Source organism: Marinococcus sp. LNSP9103-4 (assembly GCF_056034345.1).
The window spans coordinates 17177-28563 of sequence record NZ_JBQLIA010000030.1 but is presented as its reverse complement, the minus strand read 5'-3'; the positions used below and the strand labels follow the sequence as shown (position 1 = coordinate 28563).

The 11387-nt window shown below is 51.0% G+C and carries 11 protein-coding genes; all 11 read right to left on the bottom strand.

Annotated features, from left to right (window positions below):
* Nucleotides 1–100 precede the first annotated feature (100 nt).
* The 11 genes from ACTRXG_RS15205 to trpE all read right to left on the bottom strand — a co-directional run bounded on the left by ACTRXG_RS15205 (nt 101) and on the right by trpE (nt 11303).
* Nucleotides 101–778 (bottom strand): zinc metallopeptidase, encoded by a 678-nt coding sequence (locus ACTRXG_RS15205; protein ID WP_322525130.1) that lies wholly within the window; start codon nt 776–778, stop codon nt 101–103.
* Nucleotides 779–849: 71 nt separating this feature from the next.
* Nucleotides 850–1452 carry a DUF1405 domain-containing protein gene (locus tag ACTRXG_RS15200; protein WP_474285765.1) on the bottom strand — a complete coding sequence of 201 codons (603 nt, stop codon included), beginning with the start codon at nt 1450–1452 and terminating at the stop codon, nt 850–852.
* A 51-nt stretch (nt 1453–1503) separates the two neighbouring features.
* Complete coding sequence (locus tag ACTRXG_RS15195; protein WP_474262129.1) at nt 1504–2763, bottom strand: tetratricopeptide repeat protein; 1260 nt, start codon at nt 2761–2763, stop codon at nt 1504–1506.
* A 283-nt stretch (nt 2764–3046) separates the two neighbouring features.
* A complete protein-coding gene (locus tag ACTRXG_RS15190; protein ID WP_474285763.1) occupies nt 3047–4183 on the bottom strand; it encodes a prephenate dehydrogenase in 1137 nt (378 codons plus the stop codon).
* 45 nt (nt 4184–4228) lie between these two features.
* Nucleotides 4229–5329 carry a histidinol-phosphate transaminase gene (gene hisC, locus ACTRXG_RS15185; RefSeq protein WP_474285762.1) on the bottom strand — a complete coding sequence of 367 codons (1101 nt, stop codon included), beginning with the start codon at nt 5327–5329 and terminating at the stop codon, nt 4229–4231.
* Nucleotides 5330–5364: 35 nt separating this feature from the next.
* The gene (trpA, locus tag ACTRXG_RS15180) at nt 5365–6189 is read right to left on the bottom strand and encodes a tryptophan synthase subunit alpha (protein WP_474262132.1); all 825 of its coding nucleotides are present in this window, start codon (nt 6187–6189) and stop codon (nt 5365–5367) included.
* A complete protein-coding gene (trpB, locus tag ACTRXG_RS15175; RefSeq protein WP_474278955.1) occupies nt 6182–7384 on the bottom strand; it encodes a tryptophan synthase subunit beta in 1203 nt (400 codons plus the stop codon). The genes trpA and trpB overlap by 8 nt, the downstream gene beginning before the upstream one ends.
* Nucleotides 7362–8027: a phosphoribosylanthranilate isomerase gene (locus ACTRXG_RS15170; protein ID WP_474278957.1), complete on the bottom strand. Its 666-nt coding sequence runs from the start codon at nt 8025–8027 to the stop codon at nt 7362–7364. The genes trpB and ACTRXG_RS15170 overlap by 23 nt, the downstream gene beginning before the upstream one ends.
* Nucleotides 8002–8784 carry an indole-3-glycerol phosphate synthase TrpC gene (gene trpC / locus ACTRXG_RS15165; RefSeq protein ID WP_474262136.1) on the bottom strand — a complete coding sequence of 261 codons (783 nt, stop codon included), beginning with the start codon at nt 8782–8784 and terminating at the stop codon, nt 8002–8004. The genes ACTRXG_RS15170 and trpC overlap by 26 nt, the downstream gene beginning before the upstream one ends.
* The gene (gene trpD / locus ACTRXG_RS15160) at nt 8777–9802 is read right to left on the bottom strand and encodes an anthranilate phosphoribosyltransferase (RefSeq protein ID WP_474262137.1); all 1026 of its coding nucleotides are present in this window, start codon (nt 9800–9802) and stop codon (nt 8777–8779) included. Before trpD ends, trpC begins: the two co-directional genes overlap by 8 nt.
* Nucleotides 9795–11303 carry an anthranilate synthase component I gene (trpE, locus tag ACTRXG_RS15155; protein ID WP_474285760.1) on the bottom strand — a complete coding sequence of 503 codons (1509 nt, stop codon included), beginning with the start codon at nt 11301–11303 and terminating at the stop codon, nt 9795–9797. Before trpE ends, trpD begins: the two co-directional genes overlap by 8 nt.
* Nucleotides 11304–11387 lie beyond the last annotated feature (84 nt).

Below are 11387 nucleotides of genomic sequence, written 5' to 3'. Positions count from 1 at the left end.
ACACCTCCAGATCATCGTTAATACTACATACGACGTTGGGGGTGTTTTTTCCTGTCTCATATTATGGGGTCACTCTAGTGACCGGTACAGGTGTTTTTTACTATTCTTCGCTCGTCATGAGGAACATGGCGATAAAACGCCCCAGTTCCAGCACGGCTACCAGAGCGGCTGCAACGTACGTTAATGCAGCAGCATCGAGCACTTTTTTCGTTTCCCGCTCTTCATTGTTACTGATAATACCGGTCGCAACGATCTGATTCATGGCGCGGCTGCTCGCATTGAATTCCACCGGAAGGGTGACAACCTGGAACAGAACAGCGGCCGAGAAAAACACGATGCCCGCCAGAAACATGCCGGTCGACTGCAGTAAAATACCGGCAAGAATTAAAAAGAAGGAAAGGTTGGAGCCAGTCGAAGCCACTGGAGCCAGCGAGGAACGGAATCGTAAAAACGCATAGTTTTCCGCATCCTGAATCGCGTGCCCCACCTCGTGGGAAGCGATCGCCTGAGCCGCTACTGTCGAATTGTAATAGTTATCCTCCGACAAGCGGACGACTTTTTTCGAAGGATCATAATGATCCGTTAATTTTCCTTTAGTTGGCTCTACGCGTACGTTATAGATGCCGTTTTCCTCCAGGATTTTCTTTGCCACGGAGGCACCTGTCATCCCGGACGAATTGCTTACATTCGAATATTTTTTGTATGCTTTTTTCACTTTGGACTGTGCCCAAAGCGGAATGAGGATAAGCGCTGCTAAATATAACAGAAGCATTCCCATTTTTTCTCATCCCTCCATTTATATATACTTATATTGTATGCAGACGGGGGTATAATGTCAAAGATTCCGCTCTATTCCTCCATGAGCCGAAGCTCTGTCCGGCCGGGTCTGAGTCTCCACCAGAGCAGAACCCCCGCAGAAATAATACTCAGCCAGAACGTCCCGTAGCCTATCAGGGAAATATACGGCTCAAGCGACGCTGAGACCCAGGGATACATTCCAAAAACGTAGTCAATCACATCATTATGTAATGTCCATACCGCTGCTGCTCCTATATGCCAAAGCTTTACCCGGTAGTAAGGCAGATACAAAAAAGCCTGCAGTGCCATGCCGGCGTGAGAGGCAATAAGCATGTAGTGCTGCCAGCTGAGCGTCTCCCCGGCTACGCCGGAAAACACGTTCATCCCCACCGCCCAAAGCCCGTACTTTACAAGCGTTATAAAAGCGAATGCTTCCACCAGTCCGCTCCTTCTGCCGATAATGTACAGTCCGAGAACGATCGTAAAAACCAGGCTTGCCGTCGGACTGTCCGGGACGAAGGGCAGAAACACAGCCGGCGTCTGCTGCAGCTGCTGACCGTACCAAATGTAGCCGTAGATAGTGCCGAGCGCGTTAATGATAAAAAGAGGGATTAACACGTAAGGTGTTCCAAACCATCCAAGTAGCTGTTTCACGATATCATCCGCCTCGTTCAATATGTAGGAAAAGACACCAGATTCGTGTCTTTATTCACTCATGCGAAGGTCTTCAAGCAAAAGCTGAAGCTCTGTATTGTCCGGCTGCAGGGCTGAAGCCTGCTCCAAGTGCTTCAGCGCATTCTCCCGGTAGCCGAGTTCAAGCAGCAGACGACCGTACTCTTCAAGGAATACTTCGTTTTCCTGATATACGCTGTACACTTCTTCATATTTTTCTTTCGCTTCGGCGGGTTCGTCCTGGAGGTTTTTAGCGCGGGCATAATACCACTGAAAACGCACATCCGGCTCTCCCATTTCGTATAAATGATCAATCAGGTCAATCATCGCCTCCGGCTCTTCCTGCTCCATCCACATGCTGAGAAGCGCATTCGCTGCTTCAAGATGTGCCGGATTTAAAGCAAGTGCCTCCTTGAGATGTTTTTCTCCTTCTTCTTCATTGCCAAGCGCCATATACAGCTTTCCGGCCTCAGTATATAAATTTTCATTGTATTCATCTTCTTTAATGCCAGCCTTTGCTGCTTCCAGAGCTTTTTCATGGTCTTCGAGCCCTTCGTAGCTTCGCACGAGATATGGATAGAGTGCCACAAAATCTTTATCCATGTTGCGGAGCTCTTCGAATTTCTCTGCAGCCAGCTGATAATCGCTGACCTGAAGAGCCGTATAGCCGTATCCAAACAGAGCGTGAAGCTCAGTATGTTCTTTCAGTCCAGCCTCGTAGTAACTCAGCGCATCCTCAAACGAACCGGTCACGCTGTATGCTTCAGCGAGACGAAGGCTCAGGCTGCCATCCGGAAACTTAAACCCGGCGCCTTCAGCCTGCTTCAAATAAGGAATGCTTTTAGCGTAGTCCCCCCGGGATAAATAGTAATCTCCAACGGCGGCAAGCAGCACCGGCTCTTCAGGACTCAGCTTCAGGGCATCGAGCAGCTTTTGCTCCGCTACTTCATCGAGCCCCTGCATCTGGTACAAATCAGCTAGCAGCAGCTGCGCCCGCAGATATTCTTCGTCTGACTCCTTCACCTCGAGCAGCCATTCAATCGCTTCATCTTCATCGTCCATATCAATCGCATTCTCGGCTGCTGTCGTCAGCAGTGCCCCCTCATCGGGATAGCGTCCGAGCAGGTCTTCAATCAGCGGCTGGGCCTTATCTGAGCGGCCCAGCTCCTGATACATTTCCACTATATCGTATTTTTCCTGATCGTTCGCAGAGTGGCTGTATTTCTCCATCTCTTCGAGCCCTTTTTCCGTATCGCCGTTTCTTATCGTTTCGAGGATCGTTTCTAAATTCACGCCGTCAACAACCTTTCTTCCAGGTAAATCTCGTTTAGCACTGTGTAATTATAGCAAACATTGCCCGCTGTGACGAACAGAAAACCTCCCCCCGCCCATTATGATAACGTTTACAAAAACAAAAAAAACACCTGATGTCTACTCATCAGGTGTGCCGCCACATCGGCTAGTTTTAAGATAAAGAGTATGGATAGGAGTGGAGAGAAACCATACGCTAATATTAGTATAACGTAATTGTAAGCGTTGTCAATGCTTCTCTCCTATTTTTCATTCTTTTTTTCCGTTAACCGATGTAGGATTCATAATCGTGCTTTTCGAGCTGCTGCATACCGGCCCGCCGGTCTTCTTCCGTACGGAAGGTCAGCTGCAGCACGCCCATGATGTCCTCTCTCGTTTCAAGGATCCGTATATTAATAATACTGATGCCGGTACGTCCAAGAATTCCGGTTACGTCCGAGATAACGCCGGGGTGGTCCGGCACATCGACAAACAGATCATAAATGGATGGTATGGCTCCCTGCTTTTTTGCAGGCAGACCGTCACGATAAGATTTTGCATGCTCAAAAAACTGATATATCTGCTCTTTATCCCCCGCAGCAAGCATTTGTTCAATGGTACTCATCTGCTGCTTCCAGTCTTCCATCAGCTGCCGCATCACGTCATTGTTTTTCAGAAGAATATCGGTCCACATTTCCGGACTCGCTGAAGCGATTCTTGTAATATCCCGGAACCCGCCGGCTGCAAGCTTTGTCACCCAGGCCTGTTCGTCCTCCATTCCCTTCACCTGATGCACGAGTGCCGATGCTACGATATGCGGAAAATGGCTGATGACGCCCGTCAGCAGATCATGCTGCTCATAGGACAGCTCTATAAACTTTGCCTGCGTGCCCTGAAGCCAATCTTTGATTTCACCAATTTTTTCAGAGGACCCAGGACCATTTGGCACCAGCACGTAGTAGGCGTTTTCAAACAGACGGACCCGGGCGGCATGGACACCGCTTTTATGTGATCCGGCCATTGGGTGGCCCCCGATAAAATGAACGTTCTTTTCTGAAAGAACGTCTGCCTGCTCGCAGATCGATGTTTTTGTGCTTCCGACATCAGTAATGATGGCCCCGGGCTTTAGAGACATTCCGGCGAGCTGCACGAGCAATTTCTCCGTGGTGGCAACCGGAGTGGCAAGCACCACCAGGTCTGCTTCCTTTACAGCCTTTTCCAGGTCCGGGACTGCCTCGTCAATAACACTCAAGGATACCGCGAGCTTTGTCTGGGCTTCATCTACATCTGTTCCTGTAATATAAACATCGGGATGTTCCTGTTTGATGGCGAGGGCAATTGACCCTCCGATCAGTCCCAGCCCGATAACTGCTGCTTTTTTCTGCATCTGTTTCCCTCCAGGCCTCTCTTTGTTTCCATACATAAAAACACCCGGCTCCGAGCGGAGCCGGATTCCAGGTGTTGTCCGCTAAAGCCTGGCCTGCTGATGTTCAAGCACTTCATTCAGCGTCTGGCGGAAAGCTTCGTTCTGCTCTTCGGTCCCTATCGTTACACGGATCGATTCCGGATAGCCGAGGGCTTCTCCTGAACGGATTATAATTCCCTTTTTCAGCATTTCGTCAAAAACTACGCTTCCCGCAACTCCTGTATGAATCAGCAGAAAATTGGTCTGGGAAGGCACATAGTCCAGTCCGTGCTCTTCGCAGAAAAACGTCATTTTATCGAGTTCGGTTTTATTTTTCTCCCGGCACTTTTCAATAAAGGCGCGGTCCTTCAAGGCGGCCGTTGCCGTCCGCTGGGCCACAGCTGTCACATTGAACGGGGGCCGGACCGGCTCCAGGGACTGAATCAGTTCTTCGTGGCTCACGCCGTAGCCAACCCGGAGTGATGCCAGGCCGTAAGCTTTTGAAAAGGTACGTAAAAGAAGAAGGTTCGGGTATTCCTGCAGCAGCTTCAGCGTATCCGGATAATCGTTTGCGGTCACATATTCAATGTAAGCTTCATCCGAAACAACCAGTACGTTTTCCGGCACCCGGTCAAGGAATGCCACAAACGCTTCATCATTAATATAGGCTCCGGACGGATTGTTCGGATTACATACCCAGACAATACGTGTCTGTTCATCAATCGCTTCAAGCATAGCTTCCAGCTGATGTTCCCCGTCCACTGCCGGAATTTCACGGATTTCTGCTCCTTCAATGGCTGCATTATGCTTGTACTGCGAAAAGGAAGGTACTGCCATAACGGTATTTGTGTCCGGGCCTAGCATGGCCCGGCAGAGCATTAAAATAACTTCATCGGAGCCGGCTCCAAACAGCAGCTGTTTTTCTCCGACATTCAGCTCTTCGGCCACTGCCTGACGCAGCTCAGCTGCATAACTATCCGGATAAATTTCCGGATCGGCGGCCGCTTCCTCGATTGCCCGTTTAGCCTGCGGCGGAGCACCGTATGGATTTTCATTGGAAGCCATTTTATGGACGGTAGTCAGTCCGAGCTCCCGTTTCACTTCTTCAATTGGTTTCCCCGGCTGGTAAGGCGTCATGCCTTTGATTTGTTTTTTAATATACAACTTTGTCACCTCGTCTTTGTATGCTGATTACTATCTTACGACGAAATTAGCTCGGAGACAAAGGTTTTAATTTCGTTCAGCGCCTGTTCGCGCTCTGTTTTTTCGGCCGAAACGAGTGCCTCCTGCTGTTCTTCGACGATTTTCATAATCGCACTGCCGACGACAACGCCGTCGCTCACACCGTCAAGCAGCTCCACCTGCCGGCGGTTGGATATGCCAAAGCCGACAGCAACCGGCACCGTGCTTGCTTCTTTCACTTTGCGGATAAACGCATAGGCTTCGTCCGGGAAGGCATCCCTCGTACCAGTTACGCCAAGACTTGAAACGCAGTACAGAAAACCCTGGGCCTGGGAGGCAATTTTTTCAATGCGGTGGGCAGATGTCGGTGCCACAAGTGAAATGACCGACAGTCCCTTTTCCCTGGCAAGCTCACTGATAAAACTGCTCTCTTCCATGGGAAGATCCGGAATCAGCACCCCGTTTGCCCCGGCAGATGCCGCTTCTTTGACAAACGTCTCTTCTCCCATGCGCAGCACAGGATTCACATAGGAAAACACGACCACCGGAATTGTCAGTCCACGTTCTCTCATCGTCTGAATCATGCGCAGAGCCCCTTTCAGGCTCATACCACCTTTAAGGGCGCGCTGGGCTGAGCGCTGCAGCAGAGGACCGTCAGCCAGTGGATCAGAATACGGGATGCCGAGCTCTAAAATGTGGGCGCCTGCCTCCTGAAGCGAAAGAGCAATCGAAATCGTCGCTTCTTCATGCGGGTCCCCTGCCATAATAAATGGCACGAAGAGAGGGTACGGAGCCTGCGCTGCCGCTTCTTCCACTGTTAGCACATTTGTTGCTTTATTCATCACTGCTCTCCCCTTCCATACGACGGCGGATCGTTTCAACGTCTTTATCTCCACGACCCGAGAGGCAGATAACGATTCGTTCACTTCTGTCCATCTGTTTGGCTTTTTCAAACGCCAGGTATAGGGCATGGGAGGTTTCAATCGCCGGAAGAATGCCTTCTTTCTTTGTTAAGAGCGAAAGTGCTTCCAGGGATTCTTCGTCTGTCACACCCGTGTATTCCACGCGGCCGCTTTCAGCCAGATGGGCGTGCTCCGGTCCAATGCCCGGATAATCCAGTCCGGCGGAAATGGAATACGGCTCAATAATCTGTCCGTTCTCATCCTGGATTAAATACGTCAGCGACCCGTGGATCACCCCGCGGGTGCCTTTCGTAATGGTTGCTGCGTGCATAGCTGTATGCACGCCCATGCCGGCAGCCTCCGCGCCATAAAGCTTTACGTCGTCTTCAAGAAACGGATAAAACATGCCGATCGCATTGCTTCCGCCTCCCACGCATGCTGCAATCGCATCCGGAAGAGCCCCGCACCGCGTCTGCATCTGCCGTTTGGTTTCATCTCCAATAATCCGCTGATAGTTCCGGACAATCATTGGATAAGGATGCGGGCCAACGACCGAACCGATCAGATAAAACGTATCTTCCACGTTTGTTACCCAGTAGCGGATGGCTTCATTGGTGGCGTCCTTTAAAGTTTTGTTTCCGGACGAGGCCGGCAGCACTTCCGCTCCCAGCAGCTCCATACGGAAGACATTCAGTTCCTGCCGTTCCATATCCTCTTCGCCCATAAACACCTTGCACTCCAGCCCAAACTTAGCACAGACGGTCGCTGTCGCCACACCGTGCTGGCCGGCGCCTGTTTCTGCAACAATTTTTGATTTCCCCATCCGTCTGGCCAGAAGTACCTGGCCGATGGCATTATTTAATTTATGGGCACCGGTATGAAGCAGGTCCTCCCGTTTTAAATAAATTTCCGCTCCACCCAGATGCTCCGTCAGGTGGCCCGCGAACGTCAGCGGGGTTTCCCTGCCAGCATATTCACGCAGAATGTCCTGGTACTCCTCGTGAAAGGATTCATCCTCCCAGGCCGCGTTAAATGCTTCTTCAAGTTCCTCCAGTGCATACATGAGCGTTTCCGGCACATACTTTCCGCCGTAATCCCCGTACCGTCCGTGTTCATCGGGATATATCTGCTGCATAGCTATTCAACCTCTTCTCTAATTGTTCTAATAAGCCGGCATCCTTTACTCCGTCTTTTTCGAGTCCGCTGGAAATATCAATGCCCGCCGGATGATAAGCAAGCAGGTCTTCAACATTTTCCGGGCGGACTCCTCCTGCAATAAATAACGGAAGTCGGTGGGCTTTTCCGGCTTTAATATAGCCAGGCACGTGCTCCCAGGCGAAGGATTCGCCTGAGCCTCCAAACCGGCCATCGACTTTGGCGTCGATGATAAAACCATCAACGTAATCCGCATAGGCATCGATCTGCTGATGAGTGTATTCTCCATGCGGCAGGGCTTTCCAAACATCCTTCCCTGTACGGTGGCGGATCACCGCCGCTTCTTCCGGCGGTTCCTCGCCGTGCAGCTGAATCACGTCCGCCTGTATTTCTTCAACGGTCGCAATCACTTTTCGCACCGGTGCATTCACAAACAGGGCTGTTATCTTTTTACCGTGCAGCGGATGAGTCTGCAGCCATTCGCGAACGGCTCCCGGCTCTACCTCCCGTTTCCCCGGGGCAAATACAAACCCTGCAAAAGCGGCAGAGGAAGAAGCTGCAAGCCGCACATCATTTTCGGAATGCAGGCCGCACATTTTAAACATCGGCGTCTGTGGAGGCATGGTCGCTCACTCCCCGCAGTTTTAATAACGCTTCACGTACATCCGGCTGTCTCATAAGTGATTCTCCGACGAGCGCCGCTTCTGCCCCGAGCAGCTGTACATAATCGAGGTCTTCGTTTGTACGGATACCGCTTTCGCTCACAAGCACACTGCCTTCCGGTATGAACGAAGCTGCTTTTCCTGTCTGCCCAAGTTCTGTATGGAACGTATAGAGATCACGGTTATTAATACCGATAATTTCCGGCGTAAACTGATGGAGAAGTTCGTGCAGCTTTTCAGGCGAATGTGCTTCTACAAGCACCTCCATCCCGAGCTCGTAGGCCTGCTGGTATAATTCGTGCAGCTTTTCCGGAGCAATGGCCTCTGCGATCAGTAAAATAGCATCTGCCCCCATCGCCGCACTTTCCTCCACCTGTCTGGCATCGATAATAAAGTCCTTTCGCAGTACAGGCAGAGCGGAGATTTTTTTGACCGCTGTCAGATAGCTGCCGCTCCCCTGGAAATACGTTTCATCCGTCAGCACCGATAGAGCAGCGGCGCCTCCCCGTTCATAGCCAAGAGCGATGGCTTCCGGATCAAAATCACTCCGTATCAGCCCTTTGGAGGGCGAAGCTTTTTTGACTTCCGCAATAATCTGTACGTTCGGCGGATCCTGCTGCAGTGCTTTTTTCAGCGAATAAAAAGGCACGTCCGGACGCTCGCCCACCGTAATCCGAGAAAGTTCTTCCTGTTTAGTTTGCAGTATTTTTTCAAGCATACGTTGAATTAACCTCATTTCCCCGCAGGCGCTGCAGCTGCTGTTCGGCTTTGCCTCCGCGGATGACTTCTTCCGCAAGCTGCACGCCGTCTGCGATTGTTTCTGCACGGCCGGCAGCGTAAAATGCAGCACCCATGTTTAATAGTAAAATGTCTTTTGCAGCACCGGTTTCTGAGCCGTTAAAAATATTTTCGATCAGCACTGCGCTTTCTTCTGCTGTTTCCACCTGCACCTCTTCGACGGGAGATCTCTTCAGCCCTGCCTCTTCGGGTGTAATTTCATATTTCATAATTTCACCATTCCGAAGCTCCGTAATGTACGTACTGTCTGAAATCGTCATTTCATCAAGTCCGTCTCTGCCGGTAACAAACAAAGCCCTGCTTGCGCCCAGGTTTTTCAGTACGTAGGCCATCTTCTCCCCGTATTCCCGGTCAAACACACCGACCACCTGAATATCAGCGTTTGCCGGATTTGTTAACGGACCGAGCACGTTAAAGATTGTACGAAAACCCAGTTCTTTTCTCGGGGTGACTGCATGCTTCATCGCTACGTGGTACAGCGGGGCAAACAGAAAGGCCAGCCCTTTTTCCTGCAGGGCTTTTACCGCCTCATCAGGTCCTGACTGTACAGGCACCTGCAGTGTTTCAAGCACATCGGCGCTGCCGCTTTTGGATGATACCGAGCGGTTGCCGTGCTTAGCTACTTTAATACCCGCTCCGCTTAACGCAATCGCAGAGGCGGTGGAAATATTGTACGTTGAACTTACGTCGCCGCCAGTGCCGCAAGTATCGAGAAGAGAAGGCTCCTCATGCTCTAAAGACAGCGCATGGCGGCGCATACTGCGGACAAAGCCGGTCAGCTCTTCCACCGTTTCGCCCCGAAACCGCATAATGGTAATAAGGCCGGCAATCTGGCTCGGCGTAGCCTCTCCCTGCATAATAAAGTCCATTGCCTGTTCTGCTTCCTGTTCTTTCAGTGTATGCCCCTCAATACATTTATTCAACAGTGCCTTAAGCATGAATATTCTCTCCCTTCTCATCGGTGAACATTGCTTCGGCAGCGGCTACTGTACGAAGAAGAGCTGCTGCTTTATTCTGCGTTTCTTCGTATTCCGATGCCGGGTCCGAATCGGCAACGATACCGGCACCGGCCTGGACCTTTGCCGTCTGATTTTCCACAAGCATAGTCCGGATGGCAATACAGGAGTCAATGTTGCCGTCAAAGCCCATATAGCAGACAGCCCCGGCATACATACCGCGCCTTGTCGGCTCGAGCTCCTTTAAAATTTCCATCGCACGGATTTTCGGCGCTCCGGAAACGGTTCCGGCCGGGAAAGCGGACTGAAGAGCCGCAACCGGGGAAACAAACGGGGAAAGTCTTCCTGTCACTTTGGAAATAATATGCATGACGTGTGAGAAGCGGACTGTTTCAAGCAGCACCGGCGTTTCCACCGTGCCGTAGGAAGCAATCCGGCCAACATCATTTCTGGCCAGGTCAACGAGCATAAAGTGTTCCGCCCGCTCTTTTTCATCGGCAAGCAGCTCTTCTTCGAGTGCTTTATCTTCTGTGTCAGTCTTTCCCCGCTTGCGGGTCCCGGCAATCGGATGAATTTCCACGTGGCCGTCGAGCACCTGCACGAGTCGTTCCGGAGAACTTCCTACCACTTCTGTTTCCCCGAGACGCAGATAAAACAAATACGGCGACGGGTTGATCATGCGGAGCACCCGGTAAAGGTCAAAGCCGCTTACCGTTGTCGGAAGCTCAAAGCGCTGGGATAGCACTGTTTGAAATACATCTCCGGCTACAATATATTCTTTAATTTTCTCCACTGCCTCCATGAAGTCTTCCTTCGAATAATTGGATTGAACCCGGCTGAAGTCCACTGCTGTGTTTTTTTCCAGCGGCGGATACATGGCGGAGCCGGAATTCCCGTTCTGCAAGCTCTTTTGAAGCTTTCCCACTGTTGCCTTTGCTTCGTCAAAACGTTTCTCAGGCTCTTTATCTGTATGTTCATCGTAATAAATGATTGTCAGCTCTTTATTCGCCTGATCGAGCGCCATAATCGTGCGGCAGTACACAAAGTGTATACGTGATTCCGGGGCGCTCTCCGGGGCAAGCTTTGGCTCGAACAATTCCACGGCATCGTACGAGAGAGCCCCAACAGCTCCGCCTTTAAATGGGAGATCCACCTCCGGGAGCGAAGGATCAATATAGTCTGTCGCCTGCTGCATGCAGGCCTCCAGATCAGAAGCTGTAAGTATGAGGGTGCCGTCCGTTTTCTCGAGACGAAACTCCCCTCCCTGCTCTACAATCCGGTAGGAAGGATGAAGCCCGACAAACGAGTAACGGGACCACGGAGAGGCTTCGTCTTTACTTTCAAGCAGATATACCGCATCTTCCTGAAAGTGGCGAAACACATCAATGGGGGTGAGGGTGTCGGAAAAGTAGTGCTCCATATAGGGAATTGTGCGGTGGAACGCACATTCGTCAGTGAATGCTTGCTTCGTTGTTTTGGTCACGGTTTTTCCTCCTTTGATCGGAAAAGCATGCCAGAACACGAGAAAAACCTCTCTGCGGACAGAGAGGCATGATAGAAGAGAACC

Bases quoted from the DNA above. Each gene is read 5' to 3' on its own strand.
- ACTRXG_RS15170 (WP_474278957.1), bottom strand. From the start codon at position 8,027: ATGCCTCCACAGACGCCGATGTTTAAAATGTGCGGCCTGCATTCCGAA.
- ACTRXG_RS15205 (WP_322525130.1), bottom strand. From the start codon at position 778: ATGGGAATGCTTCTGTTATATTTAGCAGCGCTTATCCTCATTCCGCTT.
- ACTRXG_RS15190 (WP_474285763.1), bottom strand. From the start codon at position 4,183: ATGTATGGAAACAAAGAGAGGCCTGGAGGGAAACAGATGCAGAAAAAA.
- trpC (WP_474262136.1), bottom strand. From the start codon at position 8,784: ATGCTTGAAAAAATACTGCAAACTAAACAGGAAGAACTTTCTCGGATT.
- trpA (WP_474262132.1), bottom strand. From the start codon at position 6,189: ATGAATAAAGCAACAAATGTGCTAACAGTGGAAGAAGCGGCAGCGCAG.
- trpB (WP_474278955.1), bottom strand. From the start codon at position 7,384: ATGCAGCAGATATATCCCGATGAACACGGACGGTACGGGGATTACGGC.
- trpD (WP_474262137.1), bottom strand. From the start codon at position 9,802: ATGCTTAAGGCACTGTTGAATAAATGTATTGAGGGGCATACACTGAAA.